Annotated in this window: 22 protein-coding genes and 3 pseudogenes; 4 read left to right on the forward strand and 21 right to left on the reverse strand. The window is 55.1% G+C overall.

The features are described 5' to 3' along the window. Window positions 1-50 precede the first annotated feature (50 nt). Together LU633_RS13515 and LU633_RS13520 are read right to left on the reverse strand one after the other, a co-directional pair. Window positions 51-623: a tail fiber assembly protein gene (locus LU633_RS13515; protein ID WP_040465250.1), complete on the reverse strand. Its 573-nt coding sequence runs from the start codon at window positions 621-623 to the stop codon at window positions 51-53. Next, window positions 620-1,254: pseudogene (locus LU633_RS13520) on the reverse strand (phage tail protein); the annotation flags it as partial. The gene LU633_RS13515 and the pseudogene LU633_RS13520, both read right to left, overlap by 4 nt. Before the next feature lie 208 nt (window positions 1,255-1,462). Between LU633_RS13520 and istA the strand changes: the two are divergent. Then, the gene (gene istA, locus LU633_RS13525) at window positions 1,463-2,842 is read left to right on the forward strand and encodes an IS21 family transposase (protein ID WP_233481918.1); all 1,380 of its coding nucleotides are present in this window, start codon (window positions 1,463-1,465) and stop codon (window positions 2,840-2,842) included. Between the two features lie 63 nt (window positions 2,843-2,905). Then, a pseudogene (gene istB, locus LU633_RS13530) lies at window positions 2,906-3,451 on the forward strand (IS21-like element helper ATPase IstB). Between the two features lie 52 nt (window positions 3,452-3,503). Here the strand turns inward: istB and LU633_RS13535 are convergent. The 14 genes from LU633_RS13535 to LU633_RS13600 form a co-directional block, all read right to left on the reverse strand. Beyond that, window positions 3,504-3,830 carry a hypothetical protein gene (locus LU633_RS13535; RefSeq protein WP_016169765.1) on the reverse strand — a complete coding sequence of 109 codons (327 nt, stop codon included), beginning with the start codon at window positions 3,828-3,830 and terminating at the stop codon, window positions 3,504-3,506. Further along, a complete protein-coding gene (locus LU633_RS13540) occupies window positions 3,830-5,281 on the reverse strand; it encodes a phage minor head protein (protein WP_016169766.1) in 1,452 nt (483 codons plus the stop codon). The genes LU633_RS13535 and LU633_RS13540 overlap by 1 nt, the downstream gene beginning before the upstream one ends. Further along, window positions 5,274-6,830, reverse strand: a complete 1,557-nt coding sequence (locus LU633_RS13545) for a DUF935 domain-containing protein (RefSeq protein ID WP_016169767.1) — start codon at window positions 6,828-6,830, stop codon at window positions 5,274-5,276. The genes LU633_RS13540 and LU633_RS13545 overlap by 8 nt, the downstream gene beginning before the upstream one ends. Next, entirely contained in the window at window positions 6,831-7,742 is a 912-nt protein-coding gene (gene terL / locus LU633_RS13550) for a phage terminase large subunit (RefSeq protein WP_232426790.1), read from the reverse strand. Beyond that, window positions 7,661-8,524 carry a hypothetical protein gene (locus LU633_RS13555; RefSeq protein WP_232426791.1) on the reverse strand — a complete coding sequence of 288 codons (864 nt, stop codon included), beginning with the start codon at window positions 8,522-8,524 and terminating at the stop codon, window positions 7,661-7,663. The genes terL and LU633_RS13555 overlap by 82 nt, the downstream gene beginning before the upstream one ends. Window positions 8,525-8,534: 10 nt before the next feature. Further along, window positions 8,535-8,765, reverse strand: a complete 231-nt coding sequence (locus tag LU633_RS13560; protein WP_016169768.1) for a hypothetical protein — start codon at window positions 8,763-8,765, stop codon at window positions 8,535-8,537. After that, window positions 8,758-9,279, reverse strand: a complete 522-nt coding sequence (locus LU633_RS13565; protein ID WP_016169769.1) for a DUF1804 family protein — start codon at window positions 9,277-9,279, stop codon at window positions 8,758-8,760. Before LU633_RS13565 ends, LU633_RS13560 begins: the two co-directional genes overlap by 8 nt. Continuing rightward, window positions 9,279-9,545 (reverse strand): hypothetical protein, encoded by a 267-nt coding sequence (locus tag LU633_RS13570; protein ID WP_016169770.1) that lies wholly within the window; start codon window positions 9,543-9,545, stop codon window positions 9,279-9,281. The genes LU633_RS13565 and LU633_RS13570 overlap by 1 nt, the downstream gene beginning before the upstream one ends. A gap of 2 nt (window positions 9,546-9,547) precedes the next feature. Next, window positions 9,548-9,709 (reverse strand): hypothetical protein, encoded by a 162-nt coding sequence (locus LU633_RS13575; protein WP_233481919.1) that lies wholly within the window; start codon window positions 9,707-9,709, stop codon window positions 9,548-9,550. Window positions 9,710-9,740: 31 nt separating this feature from the next. Continuing rightward, a complete protein-coding gene (locus tag LU633_RS13580) occupies window positions 9,741-10,217 on the reverse strand; it encodes a hypothetical protein (RefSeq protein WP_232426793.1) in 477 nt (158 codons plus the stop codon). Further along, window positions 10,195-10,446, reverse strand: coding sequence for a DUF2644 domain-containing protein (locus tag LU633_RS13585; RefSeq protein ID WP_232426794.1), 252 nt, complete (start codon window positions 10,444-10,446; stop codon window positions 10,195-10,197). The genes LU633_RS13580 and LU633_RS13585 overlap by 23 nt, the downstream gene beginning before the upstream one ends. Window positions 10,447-10,463: 17 nt before the next feature. Continuing rightward, a complete protein-coding gene (locus LU633_RS13590) occupies window positions 10,464-10,919 on the reverse strand; it encodes a lysozyme (RefSeq protein WP_016169773.1) in 456 nt (151 codons plus the stop codon). Window positions 10,920-11,002: 83 nt separating this feature from the next. Continuing rightward, a complete protein-coding gene (locus LU633_RS13595) occupies window positions 11,003-11,452 on the reverse strand; it encodes a hypothetical protein (protein ID WP_016169774.1) in 450 nt (149 codons plus the stop codon). Beyond that, window positions 11,452-11,847, reverse strand: a complete 396-nt coding sequence (locus LU633_RS13600; RefSeq protein WP_016169775.1) for a gp16 family protein — start codon at window positions 11,845-11,847, stop codon at window positions 11,452-11,454. Before LU633_RS13600 ends, LU633_RS13595 begins: the two co-directional genes overlap by 1 nt. 307 nt (window positions 11,848-12,154) lie before the next feature. Between LU633_RS13600 and LU633_RS13605 the strand changes: the two are divergent. Continuing rightward, a pseudogene (locus LU633_RS13605) lies at window positions 12,155-12,501 on the forward strand (DUF2778 domain-containing protein). A gap of 34 nt (window positions 12,502-12,535) precedes the next feature. Here LU633_RS13605 and LU633_RS13610 read toward each other — a convergent pair. Further along, complete coding sequence (locus LU633_RS13610; protein WP_046371813.1) at window positions 12,536-13,576, reverse strand: IS481 family transposase; 1,041 nt, start codon at window positions 13,574-13,576, stop codon at window positions 12,536-12,538. A 218-nt stretch (window positions 13,577-13,794) separates the two neighbouring features. Here LU633_RS13610 and LU633_RS13615 point away from each other — a divergent pair, with 218 nt between their 5' ends. Beyond that, on the forward strand, window positions 13,795-14,058 hold the full coding sequence (locus tag LU633_RS13615) for a hypothetical protein (protein ID WP_233485050.1): 264 nt from the start codon (window positions 13,795-13,797) through the stop codon (window positions 14,056-14,058). A 26-nt stretch (window positions 14,059-14,084) separates the two neighbouring features. On the opposite strand, the gene LU633_RS13620 is transcribed toward LU633_RS13615, so the two are convergent. From LU633_RS13620 to LU633_RS13640, 4 genes are all read right to left on the reverse strand, one after another. Continuing rightward, complete coding sequence (locus LU633_RS13620) at window positions 14,085-14,450, reverse strand: DUF4406 domain-containing protein (RefSeq protein ID WP_233485051.1); 366 nt, start codon at window positions 14,448-14,450, stop codon at window positions 14,085-14,087. 255 nt (window positions 14,451-14,705) lie between these two features. After that, the gene (locus LU633_RS13625; RefSeq protein ID WP_233485052.1) at window positions 14,706-15,377 is read right to left on the reverse strand and encodes a DUF2786 domain-containing protein; all 672 of its coding nucleotides are present in this window, start codon (window positions 15,375-15,377) and stop codon (window positions 14,706-14,708) included. Window positions 15,378-15,379: 2 nt separating this feature from the next. Further along, on the reverse strand, window positions 15,380-15,601 hold the full coding sequence (locus LU633_RS13630; protein ID WP_233480662.1) for a hypothetical protein: 222 nt from the start codon (window positions 15,599-15,601) through the stop codon (window positions 15,380-15,382). A 249-nt stretch (window positions 15,602-15,850) separates the two neighbouring features. After that, window positions 15,851-16,084 carry an ANR family transcriptional regulator gene (locus LU633_RS13640; RefSeq protein ID WP_046372180.1) on the reverse strand — a complete coding sequence of 78 codons (234 nt, stop codon included), beginning with the start codon at window positions 16,082-16,084 and terminating at the stop codon, window positions 15,851-15,853.

Consider the following 16,084-nt stretch of genomic DNA (forward strand, 5'->3'; position numbering starts at 1 on the left):
TGAGTTTTATGTTTATGTAAAAGAGGAAGTACCCCCTATGCAGAACAACATTATTGTTCGGGTTTTTCCGGCCACTCTGGCTTACTGAGGTCGACATTTTTCAGTACTTCGATATAGTCTAGCCAAATCTGTAATTTGGTTTTGTTAACGTCAGAGATGGACCCCAGCATCAGCGCGGTCTGCCACTCACCTATAACTTGGCGGGCATCCGTGATTAACTGGCTTTGCCTTAACGTGGACTCAGTCAATAAAGCCTTTTTCTCTGCCTCTGCATCCTTAACCCAGGCTTTCCCGTCCCACTTCTCGTACTGCCCGGAGGGCGCTGTCGTCACCACGTTCTCCGGTAGTGGCCCCAGCGAGTCGATGATAGTAGATGCCCCGGAGGCAATATCATAGACGGTGACGCCGCGATGGTCTTCAGCAAGTAACCGCGACTGCTTCGTTTCATCAAAAATAGCGGCATGGTCGACAGGAATAGTCGGTGGTGCTATTTCAGTGCAGTTAGCCGGTAATCCCGTGTGTGGTGCAATATAAGCATCACCGACACCAATAAACTCATTGGTATCTGCACGTAAATTAAAAACCTTAATGGTCTGTGCGTTGTCGGACATTTTAAAAGTCATGCGAGCCTCACAATATAATTAAATGCAATGTTCTTTACAGTATTTTCAGTATTACCCGATGACGTAATAGTCAGTCCATGAGTATGACTACCAAGTGAAATAGTATGACTATGTGCGCCTATTGGAACTGTATGGTTATGAGCGCCAATGCCTACCCAATGGTCATGAGCGCCTATATAAACACTATGAGCATGATTACCTGCGGCTGAAGTAGCCGCTGTAACAGTGCCCATATTGGTGTTTCCTGAAGGCCATCCCCAGCCCGCTTGCCATTGAAGGAAATTGTATTCATGTTGATGTTGTCCCTGTACATCAGTTGATTTTGAACCGTAATCAAAACCAGTTGTTTGTTTTGAACCATAATCGTAGGTGCTGGTGGTAGGTGAGCCATGATCATATGATGAAGTTGCTTTAGCTCCCAGATCGACTTCAGTTACTGAACCACCGTGCGCATGAGATTTAATACCATCTTGCTCAACTGAAAGTATTGTTCTACCATTTTCAGGTTTCCCTTTATCGTCCAGCCGCGCATATCCGGTAATTTACCGGAAGGGTAAGCCATTGCCAATTTAGGGTATTTTATTGTGTCAAATAGCTGTCCTTGCATTATGACATAACCATCAGGAGGTGTTGCGTATTCCGACCCAAACCGACCATTGATTCCGATTTAATCCGATCGCACTTTCCGATTTAATTCGACCACGAATTCCGATTTGTTCCGGCCAGATTTGGCCATCCGTCGGAATCCCGCGCTTTTCACTTTTAAAACAATGGACAACACTTTCTCCTGATAACCCATCTTCCGGAGACGTGTCGCCATCGCAAGACTGAGAACGCGGATGAGTAAAATTAAAGAACTGCTGCGCCTTAAATTTGACTGTCACCTGCCCAACAGGAGCATCTCAGCCTGTCTGAATATCGGGTGCAGCACCGTATCTGATGTGGTCACCCGCTTCAGGGGGAGCCAGCTGGCGTGGCCCCTGCCGGAGGAGATGACGGAATCACAGCTCGAAGCGTTGCTCTATACCGGACGCGCCAGCGACAGCCATAAACGGATGCCGGACTTCCCGCTGTGCCACCAGGAACTGAAGCGTAAGGGGATGACCAAAATCCTGCTCTGGCAGGAATATCAACAGGACGCTGGCGAAAATGCCTACGGCTACAGCCAGTTCTGCAACCTCTACAACGACTGGCTGAAGCTACAGAAGCATAGCATGCGTCAGCATCATGTCGCCGGTGAGAAACTGTTCCTCGACTTCTGCGGGCCGACGATCCCTGTTATCAACCCGGATACGGGTGAGGTCCGGCAGGCTCACATCTTCGTGGCCACATTCGGTGCCTCAAACTACACCTATGTTGAGGCCTGTGAAAACCAGCGGCAGGAAAGCTGGCTGATGGCCCACGTCAGGGCGTTCGAGTTCTTCGGCGGTGTTCCCCAGCTTCTTGTGCCGGATAATCTGAAAGCAGCGGTCAGCCGCGCAGACCGCTACGAGCCGGTGCTGAACGAGAACTATCGCAAGCTGGCCCGGCACTATAACACGGCGATGATCCCGGCCCGGCCCCGCAAACCGAAAGACAAACCCAAAGTCGAAAATGCCGTTCTGGTCGTGGAGCGCTGGATCCTGATGTGGTTGCGGCATGAGGTGTTCCATACGCTGGCCGCGCTGAATCTGGCCATCAGTGAGCTACTGCAGGAACTGAATGAGCGGCCGTTCCGTCGGTTGCCGGGTTGCAGGAAAAGCCTGTATGAACAACTGGATAAACCCGCCCTGAAGGCTCTCCCGCCATACTGGTATGAATACGTTGATATCCGCCGGGCAAAGGTCGGCCCGGACTATCACGTGCTGTACAGCAAACATGCGTACTCCGTCTCTCACGCGCTGGTTGGCAGCCATATCGATATCGAGGCAGGAGCCCGACTGGTCCGCCTCTATCACCGTGGAACACTGGTAGCCCGGCATCCACGGGCACAGCAACAGGGTGGCTTCACCACGCAAGCAGAGCATATGCCGGAATCCCATCGCCGACAGCGATGGAGCCCGGAGCGGCTGGTGTCGTGGGGCGAGAGCATCGGCAGCACCACCCGTGCCGTGGTGGCATGGCACCTGCACCATCGCGCACATCCGGAACAGGCTTACCGGACCTGCCTGGGTCTGCTCAATCTCAGCCGTGAATATGGCGATACCCGGCTGGAAAACGCCTGCCAGCAGGCGCTGTAGCACGAACTGCTGCAGCGTGAGGTCTCGAAGGTCAACCGTCTGCGAAGACAGTCGAAACTGAGACTGGATGCGCAGCCTTCACAGCTTGACTACCGGCCGGAACGGGGGCTGAACCGGCAGTTGCTGGTACAGCTGCTGACCCGCGCTTATGTCCACCGTCATGAGAATGTGCTGAACACCGGGCCAACGGGATGTGGCAAAACGTACGTTGCCTGCGCACTGGGTGAGCAGGCCTGCCAGCAGCATATCCAGGTGGTGTACTACCGGCTGACACGACTGCTTGATGACCTGAATATCGGTCATGCCGACGGGAGTTACCAGAAGCAACTGCTGCATCTGTCGAAAAAGGACCTGCTGATCCTTGATGACTGGGGCCTTTAAAAGCTGAACACCCGCCAGGCCTCAGAGCTGCTGGAAGTGATGGAGGACAGATACCAGCGGGGAAGCACCATCATCATCAGTCAGCTACCGGTGAGTGAATGGTACAAGCTGGTAGGCAACCCGACTGTAGCCGATGCCCTGATGGACCGGCTACTGCACAACGGACATCGCGTTGAGCTCAGGGGCGAATCAATGCGTAAACTGGCGCAAACCGATCAGACGGGTTAAAAACTAAAGGAAGAAATAACCAGCGCGGGAAGCGTAATCGAAATCGTCGGAATCACTGACCGGAATCATCGGAATACGCAGGTGTATCAGAAGGCCACGGAAGAGGCACTCCTGTAGGAACAGCTGAAGCCATTGCAGAGGCTGCTATTCCAGCTGCTATGCTTTTTATAGCTACCACCAGTTGGTTATTCTTCGATGGGTCAGGCGTCATCTGAGCTTCAGCCAGAATATTTTTATTCTCGGTCTGAATATCAATAATGCCGCCCTGAAGCGCATTAATTATTTTGGCGTAAACGATGGTGCCTTCCGCGCCGGTTGACGGGTCGCCATCGTGAAATAAACCATCGTCGGTATCGACCGGCTCAACAATATCTTTCATTACGTCTTATTCTCCACGTAATTAAATACAACCTGCGTGTGCGCGGGTTTTAAATCGCGGAATATGCTCTCCAGCATATTCTGGCCAAATGACATCAGACGCTCACCTGTAGCCGAGCTGCCGCAGCGGAAGCGGTACACCGGCACCTGACCATCCTGAATATTCACGATCCAGACCCAGACAATTTCCGGTATCCACACACGGTCCCCGCAGCGATTACGGCCACAGCGGAATGGTTCCGGTTCGTCGATGGTGACGTCATAGCCCAGCAACTCCGGCTCAAGGCCATCAGCGTTTCGGGCAAGCGTAACCACGCTGTAACCGGCTAAATCCTCCACCACCATCAGCAGCGACTCGCCGCGCTGCAGCACGGCCACCGGGTAATGAAGTGCCGACGCCAGACGCCCCAGCCACGACGCACCGGCCTCCCGCAGACTGACCGCCGTCTGTGCCGGTAAGGTGATCACCGGCGATGGTAACGTTGCACTGTCGCTGATTGCCGCCAGTACTATCGGTGACAGTACGCCGGTGCGGCGAAAATCCTTACCGGGACGTGCAGGCAGTGAGCGCACCCAGCGATCGAGGTCGCGGTTCATCGCCGAGGCCAGTCGGTTGTTGTGCAGCGTTTCATACACGGCCTGCGCGGCAAGGCGTGGAGGGGCGTCCACGCTTTTCTCCAGAAGCGACTGGCCCAGCCCCGCCAGATACCCGCGCCCTGGATTGAGGTGAAAGCCCGCATCCGGCACCATCATCCGCCCGGTCTTCGGGTCACGAAACGCTGTCACTGAGCGCATCTCCCCGTCAGTGCCGTAAGGCTGCTGGATTGTGGTCATGTACGCTTCCGAGGATTCAACACCAACCGGATGCGCATCAACCTGAGCCTGCGTGAGCGCCCTGACAAAGCACCGGCAGTTATAGCCATTCGGCGGGAACAGCTCATTCCAGATGGGGTCGTCCCAGCGAAAGATACGCCCGTGCAGGGCTGCATGCGCAGGCCGGGTGCGACCGTCCATGATGGCGTTGTACTGCCAGTAGGGGCGCTCTTTCGCATTCGCCACCATCCACTGCCAGCGACCCGCTGCATGCGCCGACTGGATATTGGTGCGGAAAATGGTGTCAAGGCGGTACGGCATCAGCTTTTTGCCCTGCAGCACACCATCGTCATCGGCAACCAGCCCGCGCCCCAGCCAGCCCTTACGCTGCAGCAGTGGCTCCAGTTCATCCTGGAACTGGCGGAAGCTCATCCCCTCCGTGAGCGAGCGCGTCAGGCTGTTCTGGATATCACTGAGGACGTCCAGCTTCGTGATACCGGCCACCGTAAACTCCACCGCGTGAGCCTCGTCCTGCATATCCTTCCAGCTCATGGTGGGCGTTAAGCCTTTTGACTGGAAGTAAGCTATCGCCCGCGCCGGTGGCAGGGTCATGGCAAAGCCTGCGTTGATATCAGGCATCCTGCTGCCCCATAAAGTCTGCGACAAAGACCGCCTGACCGACCAGCTCGCGCAGGGCCATATCGTCCAGCGCTGGATAGCTGGCTGCAAGAAGTTCGTAAACCTCATCCGGGCTTCGGGCGGCTTTTACCTTCGTAATAAGCGGTTTCAACATTGCTTCAGCAGCGGCAGTAGCCTGAATGGACAGAAGCTGCGGAGCGGCATCCAGCTGCAGCTGTACGTTGTCAGTTCCACTCTGCGGCACAGAGAGGGCCGCAAGACGGGCCTGCATCGCCTGAGACAGCGCAGCGTCACCTGCCTGCTGGCTGGCCAGGGGCTTCAGGATGGTCTGGCCTTCCTGCGGCAGCGGAATACCGCTTTTCTCCGAGACCCAGTCAGCGGTAATGTCAAAGCCCGCCTGCTGGGCTGTGTTCACTACCGTCATCAGACGCTCAAGGTCAACGGACTCGCGGGCGTCAAACTCCAGATACGGTGCACGCTCCGGATTAAAACGCCCGTTCATCGCCAGCACTGGCCACAGCAGCTGCTGCGTCAGCGTTTCCGCCGACACCCAGGCATCACCGACCAGCAGGTCGTGGCGCACTTCGTTATGAACCTCACCCAGTGAACGGTTTCCATTCGACTCCGTCTGGCTGGTCAATGTCCCGCCCAGGATCACCTTCGATTGCACTTTCTCGCACCAGTCGATCATGCTGAGGAAAGGTGCGCTCTGACCCGCAGCCGGAGACTCCAGCTTGATATCCGCGTTAGACGGAATGATGCCGCCGCCCTCGCGGGCCAGCATGCGGATACCGCGCAGCAGGTTCAGGCGCTCTTTGTCAGTCATAGATGCATCATACTTACCGATGCGGAACGGCAGGCCGTAGAGGTTCAGGAACTGCGCCCAGTCGCGGGCAGACAGGTTTTTGAACAGGTACGTCCAGACCAGCACGCGGAAGAGACCACTCTGTGCGACCGGGCCGGATTTGGACTTGTGCTTATGCACTATCCAGCCCATATCCCACAACTCCTCGCCACCCACACCACCCCGGTTCAGCCGGATACTGTCAAGGTCGTGCTGTGGCATGGTAAAGGCCCGCGCCGGTCGCTTGTGAAAAGCCCCCGGAAGCCACAGCGAGCCTTTCTGGCTCCACTCGATTTCGATACAGGAAAAACCGTGGCCGATAGCATCGAGCATATCCATCAGCATTTCGCGGAATCCCGGCAAATGACGCAGCCACCAGTCGGCCTCCGCCGCGACTTTCTTTTCCGCCTCGGTCGCATCCGGGGGCGGCTTGACGGAGAACGGCAGCGTCAGCAGCGCACGTTTACGCTTGGACAGCTCGGCGAACAGGTGGCCGTCGCGTTCCTCCATATCGGTAAACAGGTCGCTCTGCGCCTGAATGTCGCCCTGTTCGGCAGCGCTGAACAATGCATACACTCGCTGAATATCCAGCCCCGTAGAGGGGTGAGTGGCGGTATCGCTATAAAGAAAATCATCGCCACTGCTCTGCATGTCCTGAGTCTTATCGCGGCTGAAAAAGCGTTTAAACGCGGTTTTAATGTCCATTTACCATCCTCCCGATCCGAACCCGTCAGAGCCGTAGTCGTCATCATCGTCATGCCTGCGGCGCGTGGGTGAGTCAGACTCCACGGCCTCCAGCTGGCTGACTGAAATAAATTCAAAGTTGCCCACGCTGGTTGACGCGATGGCAAACAGCATATGCAGCGCATCCGGGCCGTCATCATGATCGGCCATCGGGAAATGCATCAGCTGTTCGCGTAACGTGGCCAGCGCACGGGCGATCAGAATGTGCTCGCTCTCCATAAAGGGCTGCAGGGACTCAATACGTCCGGCCTTATCTGTCGAGGGAATGACCGAGCGGGCCGGAACGGGCACACCGGCTTTCAGTGACTCCTCTATCAGCGTCTCGCGCAGGAAGTCCTGGAACTGCACCGACTCAAACGCCCAGGCGACGCAGCCGAACTCGCGCTGCAGCTGGATAACATCGGTAATAATCTTTTTGGGGCGGCGCACGCGGATATCAGCGCGTACAACCTTCAGCACTTTTTTTATGCGGTGCCAGCCGCCAATCAGCAACGCGCTGGGGTCGTTGCCCCGGCTGTTATGTTTGCCGAGCGACGGGTCGCAGGCACCGAAGTAAATCAGGTCAGGCTCCAGCTCCCGCCACTCATGGATACAGCCGTGGAAGATGGCATGCTCGCCGCTGACGGGGTCATTCTGGTATTCGGCGTCGAAGGCGCGGGTGCCGACGCGCACACGGATCAACATCAGCGCCAGCAGTGGACGAGCGGCCCACGAAACGCGGGAGCCTTTCAGCAGCGCTTTTTCATGGCGGTTATAGAACGCCTTCGCGGCATTCTTGCCCTTACCACGCATCACCGCTTCCCACTCATCCCACAGCGCCAGATTCTCTGGCCAGGCCAGGCGAGGATGGCCTGAAAGCGCTTCGCGTTCCACAACGGATTTTTCATGGTGCGGGCCAGCACGGAATCGTAGTGCAGGATTGACCCGACATAGATAACATCAAGCTTGACCCCGGCCCCACCCAGTGGCAGTACCGTGCTGTTGAGCCACTTCTCCAGCTTGTCACGCTGCTTTGGCGTCACCACGTTCTCGTCGTTTTCGAGGTCATCGAGGTGAACCAGGTCAGGACGATATGCGCCGTGCTTACGGCCACGCAGACTCTGCCCCTGACCAGCCGATTCAATTTTGATGCCCGACGCAGTCAAAATGCAGCCGATACGCCACACCCGGCCCTGTCCGCAGGCCTCAGGGAAGTCCAGCGCCAGACCGGCGTTATAGAGCAGCTCGGCCTTGATAACCTCCAGAGACTCCGCCGACTGAGCGGACGTGTCGAAGGCGATAATGATGAATTTCTTCAGCTCAAGGAAGACGCACCACAGGTCGAACAGCTGCTGACCGAGGGTGGTTTTTGCTTCACCACGCGGGGCTGCAATAACGTCATTCTCGCTCTCAGGGCTGGTGACAATCTGCGGCAGGCGCTCATACAGATACTCGTGCAGCGCACTGGTTTCCGGGTGATGGAGGTGATGCTTAAAGTAGGTGTTGACGAAGTAGCGAAACCCGGTCACCGGGTCGCTGACCTGTGACCGGCGAGCCTGTATTGCCTCCGGGCTGCTGTCCAGACCACAGCTTGCGCTCTCTATGCGGTCGCGCAGCTCACCCTGAATGCGGGGAATCTTCTCGCGGAAGGCTTTAAGCGATGATTTGGACGACACTTATCTGCCCTCAGCCCTGGCTGCGGTTCGCCAGCGCCGCCTCAATCTGCTCCAGCAACGCGGATTTTGCGTGCCACACCGATTTGCCATAAAGACCATCGGCCTGGTGAATCTCGCCATCTTCAGTCTGTACCATCAGATAATCGCTTTGCACGTATACGCGAACGATGGTATCGGCCCGCACAGCATTGCGATCGTTCAGGGTAATAAACTGCTTAACGGGTTTGATAACTTCAGCCATATTTTTTCTCCACTATCTGCTGAAACTCAGGTAACACGTCCAGAAAGCCCGCCATCAGCGCCGGGTGCTTATCGCTGAGAAAGGCCGCTAAATCTTCCACCACGCCCGCCGCGACGATCAGACGGTCGGTCTCCGGCAGAATGCGCTTGCTGGCGGCGATCATCTTGTTGAAGCCGTCCTGCAGCTTTGCCAGCAGGCTGGCGTAATCATCGGCTGGCAGTGCGGCCTGACCGTCTGCGCCTTCACGGGCCTTGCGCAGCTGTTCCATCGCATGCTTATGGTGCTCAAGGAACTCCAGCAGCAGGTCACGGGTGATATCCTCCGGCACACCGGACGACAGGCGACGGGCCGCACGCTGCTTGTCCCAGTCGTCGCCGCTCTCCCGCGACTCACGACGCCAGCGGATAACTGACGCTACGCTGACCCCGTGCATCGGCCCCAGCACTTCGGGGGCGATCCCCTGGGCGATGTAATCGCGCCTGACGGCATCCCTGACCGCTTTCGGGTGCGCCATCAGCGGCCCCCCGTGGCATCGGTGCGGCGATCTATACGGTCATTCATGCGCTCAATCGACTGCTTAATTTCCGAGAGCATGGCCATAATCTGCTCCTGATCGCGCAGGGCATCGGATTTGAGCTGAAACACGGTGTACATCTGGCGGTTCTCTTCCCACAGACGGTTAATCGTGGAGTGGAGCGTTTTGATCCAGAAGGTAAAACCGAATGAAAACACCCCAAGCAGAGCGGTCTGCCAGAAATCAGCGAGAGGGTTTGCGTCCATTTCTATTTGTCCTTATCCGGCACGGGCCAGAAAAATGCCTCAAGGGCGTGAAGTTTTGCGGCGTTCGTCTGGCACCAGGCTCCGTAGTCGGTGGCATGCCGCAGCAGGGCGTCCGGGGGGAGGCCCGGACTGTTACCGGCATACGCGCCGGGCGCGGGTGGCATCGGGGCCACCGTGACCATCGCCCGTGGGGGCTTACTGTCCTGAACGACTACCGGCGCGGGTGTTACCACCACCGACGTATCCGAGGGCTTTGGTATAGAGCTGCAGGCTGTGAGGCCCAAGCCCGTTATAGCCACAGCCAGAAGTCTGATTGTCATCGCTGACCGCCTTGTTGATACCCAGCTGCAGCAGGCGGTTCGTCTGCGTCAGCTCAAATTCTTTATCAGCTAGCCGCTGGGCGAGCTGGTCAGCCCGCTCACGCTGCTGGCGCTCGTCATCCCTTGCCTGCAACAGTGCCTGCTGCCCGGCCTGTGCCAGTTGCTGGCGTTCATCCGCACGGGCTTTTTGCTCACTGGCCAGCGCGGCGTTGCCATCAGCGCTGGCGTCTTTATGACCGGAGTCATACCCGATGCTGTAAAGCCGCCAGCCGGTGACGAGCAGCACCGCACTCAGCAGAACGCCGGACAGGAGGCGGGTTAAAAACCATTTAATGACTGCGCTGTTCATCATCACCTCCGCGCGCCGGTCCCTTCAGCTTCTGGTGAACCTGCACCCCGGCGTGCGTCACCCAGGCACCGAGGTAAAGCCCCAGCGCGGTATCCGGCTCCCGGTTCATCACCACGCAGACAAGCAGTGCCAGCGAGCTGACAACCAGTGCCACCATCGTGGCGGCGTCGGTGGTGGACAGACGGCCCTGCGGGTTGGTGATCAACTCGCCCAGGCGGTTAAGGAGTGCCATCAGTACGATCCCCCGAATCATTCGGGAATCGTCTGGAACAGTGTGGACTCAGCCTTCCTGCGCGTGACCAGTCCTGGCAGGACTTTGCCGCCAGCTTTATTCCAGCGAAGAAACTCAGCTGCTGCGACGTCCATATCCCCGGTATTAAGTTTTTTCAGCAGTGTGGAGTGCTCAAAGGCTCCCGGGCCAATATTCCAGGCGAGACTGACCAGCGCATCAAACTGGTTCTGATTGAGTGTTGCCGTGACAAGTTGGTTTACTGCTCGCTCATACTGCTGCAACCCGTCTCGTAGCAGGATTTCAGCAGTATCATCGGAAATGACCATACCTCCGTGGACAGGAATACCTTCAACTTCCCCAGTCCAGCCATAGCCGATCATCCAGACGCCGACCGCGTCCTGATAGGCTTCAAGCCGTAATGCTCCGAAGCCTTTAATCAGCGAAATGCCATTCTCACTGGTTTTAAGTGACATAAAAAAACCTCACATAGTTTGTGAGGGTTATTGTGATGGGTGGCGTAACTCAGGGCATGATACGGGGGTGAAGCGGTATACCATCAGAAGAGTGCCCCCTGAGCCGGGGGAGAAACAGCCTGACGGCGGCTTGCCACAATGGCCCATGCGCGGGTGTTACCGATGCCGAACTTAGGGCCAAGCACGGTGAGCGCCATGCGTAATGATTCGCCATCAGCCAGCATGCTGTCAACCTCAGCGAGAAAACAGCGGTTGCGCCACTCGCGCAGTGCGTCAGCGCAACGGGGGATCACCAGCGAGCTGTCACCGCCGAAACGCTTCACCAGCTGGCGGGTATTCTCGTCGCCGATAACCTCCCGCAGCATGGACAGACGACGCTCGCCAGTGCCGCGCAGACCGCGACCGACAGGGAAACAGGCACCGCCAAAGCGCTCAATCAACCGCTGCGTGGCGGGAAAACCAATCACATCGGCTATCTGACGGGCGGTGTCCGGCAGCAGCTCTTCGAGGGATTCAAGGTCAAATTCGCGCATTACAGCCTCCCGTGACGCTTCGCGTCAACAATCAGCATTTGCATCAGCTTACGCACCTGATCGTCATTCAGCCACTCCACCGGCTTTTTCTCGCCCAGCATGCGCTCCACGATACCATCCAGATAACCCCACGGACGACCTGCCTCTGCCAGCATAGCCTCTACTTTGCTTAACATGGCTTTACGGCCTGCTGCCACGCGGGGACGGCGACCACGTGAAGATGGCGCAAAGCCCTGAGTGCGCATGTGCAGCACCACTTTTTCCAGTTCGGCGCTGGTACAGTCACGCGCCGAACGCTTACCGGTCTGGCATGCCAGCACGTCGCGATAGGTTTCATCATCCCAGCCGAGGGATGATTTGCCTGTGTGAACGATACGGATCAGATTCGCTTTCATTAGTCCGCCTCAGATGGAGGTGAAAAACAGGAAGTGCCAGAACGAAAAAGCCCCGCACAGGGCGGGGCTTGAGCCATAAACAAATTTTGGTGAAGCAGATTGAGAATAATTGGATCATATAACTGCCTCTCAGGCAATCATTTTTAGTCAAACTGGCTGCCACTCAGCCTGCTTTCTGATATACAGACAGCATTATTTACTTTATGCGGATGCTGGTAATTATGTGTCAACCAGGAGGATTAACATGGCGTTACAGGGACGATTTGTAATTAACAACGAGTCAGTATCCCAACTCATTATGTATGGTATGGGTTCCTTCTCAGCTTATTCAGGCTCAGGCGAATTCAGAAATCAGACCGGATGTGTCGACGTTCCCAAAGCAGGACCTCTACCACCGGGAAGATACCATATTGTGGATCGTCCCACTGGAGGATGGAAAGGCGTCATTCGTACCGATCTCCACGATTTTTATTCCTGGGTCACATCTTACCCGGTTATCAAGGGTGAATGGTTCGCGCTTTACAGAATGACGGTACAATTGATGATTACACATTCATCAACGGTGTAAGGCGGGGTAATTTCAGGTTACACCCGCGAGGCCCGATGGGAGTATCTGAAGGATGCATAACTTGTACTAGCTCAGACCTGATCTGACAGTTACCGGTTATTTATACAGGTGTCTGTCAGATTACATCTGGTTCAGATTTTTTTCTGCCCAGACTCGTTTACCATCAAGTAACGTGGCCATTGGCGTACGCCCGCAGCACATTTTTCCCTGATGAGTTCGCTCATTATTGTAATGCCACAACCAGTTGTCCAGATCCGTTTGCAGGCTCTCCAGGTCTTCGTATAACTTCTTACGGAACGTAACCTGATAAAAATCCTGCAAAATAGTTTTATGGAAGCGCTCGCAGATGCCGTTCGTCTGCGGAGACATCGCCTTCGTTTTTGTATGGTCGATATCGTTGATGGCCAGATACAGCTGGTAATCATGCTGCTCCACCTTACCACAGTACTCCGTTCCCCTGTCGGTCAGGATCCTCAGCATCGGCAGTCCCTGAGCCTCGTAGAACGGCAGTACGCGATCATTGAGCAGGTCTGCGGCGGTGATCGGCGTTTTACTCGTATACAGCTTGCAGTGTGCCACTTTCGAGTACGTATCCACGAACGTCTGCTGGTAGATACGACCCACACCTTTCAGATTGCCCACGTAGAAGGTGTCCTGCGACCCGAGATAACCCGGGTGAGCAGTTTCGATTTCTCCGCTGGCCTCGTCATCGTGGGCCTTCTTCTCCAGCGCTGCGATTTGAGCGTCGGTAAGCACGATGCCTTCTCTGGCGACCTTTTCCTCAAGTGCCTTCAGGCGTTTACGGAAGTTCTCCAGGTCGTGCCGTTGCCAGATGGAGCGCACGCCGCTACCGGAGATAAACACGCCTTTTTTACGCAGCTCATTACTGGTCCGGTGTTGCCCGTGGGCCGGGAACTCAACGGCATATTCAACAACAGCGCGTTCAGTGGCTTCGTCGGCGCGGTTCTTCAGGTTGGGGACGCGGCGGTTCTGGTTAATCAGCGCATCGATGCCGCCTTCAGCAGCCAGTTCCTGATAACGGTAAAACGTGTCGCGTGACACGCCCATGATCTTGCAGGCTTTTGATACGTTACCGAGTTCTTCGGCGAGATTGAGCAGGCCGGCTTTGTGTTTGATGATGGGATTGTTAGTATGAATCATGAGAGTTACCTCGCGTTTTGTTTAAGGATTAGACACCCATATCAAAACCGGTAACTCTCAACCTTTCAAGGTCCAGTGTCAGATCAAGTCGCGACTAATACACATAACTTTTGTGAACAGATCAGATTTTCTTCAGATTCGCCAGGCCTTACTGGCTACAAGCCCCGTTATGTTACGCAACAGATTAAGATCCTACGGAACCATTGAGGTGGTAGCAAATGGAAGCAAAGCGTGTCCCGGTCGGATTTAAGTTGATAATCTTCTCCGGAATTTTTGCAGTTATCTGCTTTATACTCCAGCCAGGAGGTCCGGTCAGTAACGGGCAGTTAACCCTGTGGCGTAAGGCGGCGGATCTGTTTGGCGATGATGATCTGGAAGGGTTTATGCTGTTTTCAACATTTCTGGTGAATCTGATACTGGCGGTTATTGGTTATAAGGTTCTTGTCCGCTATATTGAAAAGCGCATAAATAAACCGGGCTGATGCCCGGTTTACCGTGTGAAAGGCGGTTACTGTTGCAGGGTAATGATGCCTTTGACCGTATCCAGCGACTGCCCGTAAAACATCAACCCCAGCTCACGCGCTCTGATAGCCTCAGCTCTGGCTCCTTTGCTTGTTTCCCATTCATTCAGCAGATAGATGGCGTCAGCCTGTTTCAGCATGGCCAGCGTCATTTTCATATACTGCCCGTGCCGAAGACCGTCCGGGAATATTGCCGGATTAAGGACAATAAAATCCAGATCGTCCAGCTGCTTTGCTGCGAAGTAAAATTCATCGCGGTTAAAGTAAGGCTTTCCTGCCATGGGTCCGGCAATAAAGATGACCGGACGACGATTAACCGGCACTTTTTCTGCAGGATGCATTGGATTATTCATTGATACCTGAACCTCTTTTTATGCCGTTCTGCCGCTTGTTTCATTGCGGCCTGCGTGGATTTTTTATAAACGCGGTGATTATGGCTGTCCCAGCACTGCCAGCGAGCCACATCGGGCAAATCACAACGCTCTAACACGGTGCTGCCATCATTGAGGTGATAGAACCGCTCTTGTCCATTACGGCGATGCTCGCAACCAGAAACGCAGAGATACATTAGCGACCTCCGATTGCCAGCACTTCAGAGGCACCACCATCTACACCGTGATGGAGACGTGCATTCTTACCGGACAGATACCCGGCACACGCTGCATCATCATCCCCCTGACACGCAGATGCTTCGCGGGTTGTGGTGTCGCGGAAGTCATGTTCCTCATGAAGTTTGCGGGTGTAGCGCTGGAGCAGTTTTTTTCCTCTGGTTTCATACTGAAAGCCTCAAGTACGCCCGCAGCACCGCCGCCCCACCCCTCGCAGAACTGATCGCCACGCGCCACGCGAGTTGAAGGCTTACAGCGTTTACAGTATCGCTGCTGATAACCCCTGCGGGCTGCTCTCAGTTGCCGGGTCAGCACGTCGAAAGCATAAGAAGCGATTTCTCCCCGTTCACCGGGGCCATAGAAAACGACGATACGTTTCCATGAGCCTGAGCGACGCCACTGACGTGTATAATAAGCATCAACACCAAAAGTTCTGCAGACCACGTTACACAGATGGTTCATATAGTCCGGCATGTTCTCGGCGTTGCTGGGTGCCCCTGCCGAACGAGCTTCTCTGACGTCAGACAGTTCAACCTCATTTTCACTGAGACCATATTCACGCATGAAAGCCTGCGCTTTTGACATTGCGCTGGCCGCTTCTTCCGGATTAGATGTACCACGGGCCAGTCGCATTAATTTTTTAATTTTGGCGAGGTATTTTGCGTTGCTCATAATCAGCACTCCGTACCTTTGACAAGATGGGTAATCGCCACACAGCCTGATACACCTTCGACACGCACCACCGCTTCACCATGACCCAGCGCCCAGGCTTCGCCGGGGATGGTACATGGAATGCCTTTCTCATCTGTTTTACGTGAGTAATAAGTAAATTTACTACCCGATGGATAGAGAGTATTAAACTGGTCCACGCTGAGGCGTTTAAGAAATTTTTGCACTGTAATTCTCCCGAATCAGGCGCAAAGCCACCCCTGACGGTTTACGCCATATTTAAATGATGATTGATTTTTTAAATTCAGCCCGCAGGCGTCAGTGATTTAATATTTGCGTAATAAGGTTTCACGCTGATTTCAACTATTGTCGATGTTTTTAAATCACGGGCGACATCTTTCGTCTTTATCACCGCCCCGCCTCTTAAGGCAGCGCAGGGCTGATAAATAAAATGTGTACCGACCGGATATTTCCGGTTAAATTCCCTTGCGCGCATTTGTCCTCCCCTGCAGCCGTTTGGCCGATGCGGCACAAAATTCGTTACGGATTTCGGCCCACATTCTGTTTTTGGCATTGCAGGGGCACCACATCGCACTGAACCAGAGTTTTGCCGCGTCACTGTAACGAAATTCACGCTCGGCTTTCACCGCACCAATTGCATACGCCGCAAACTTATTCATCGGGCGGCCTTTCGCCGGATTCATAGACAT

Origin of the sequence: Erwinia tracheiphila, from assembly GCF_021365465.1 — a bacterium.
GTDB classification, from domain to species: domain Bacteria; phylum Pseudomonadota; class Gammaproteobacteria; order Enterobacterales; family Enterobacteriaceae; genus Erwinia; species Erwinia tracheiphila.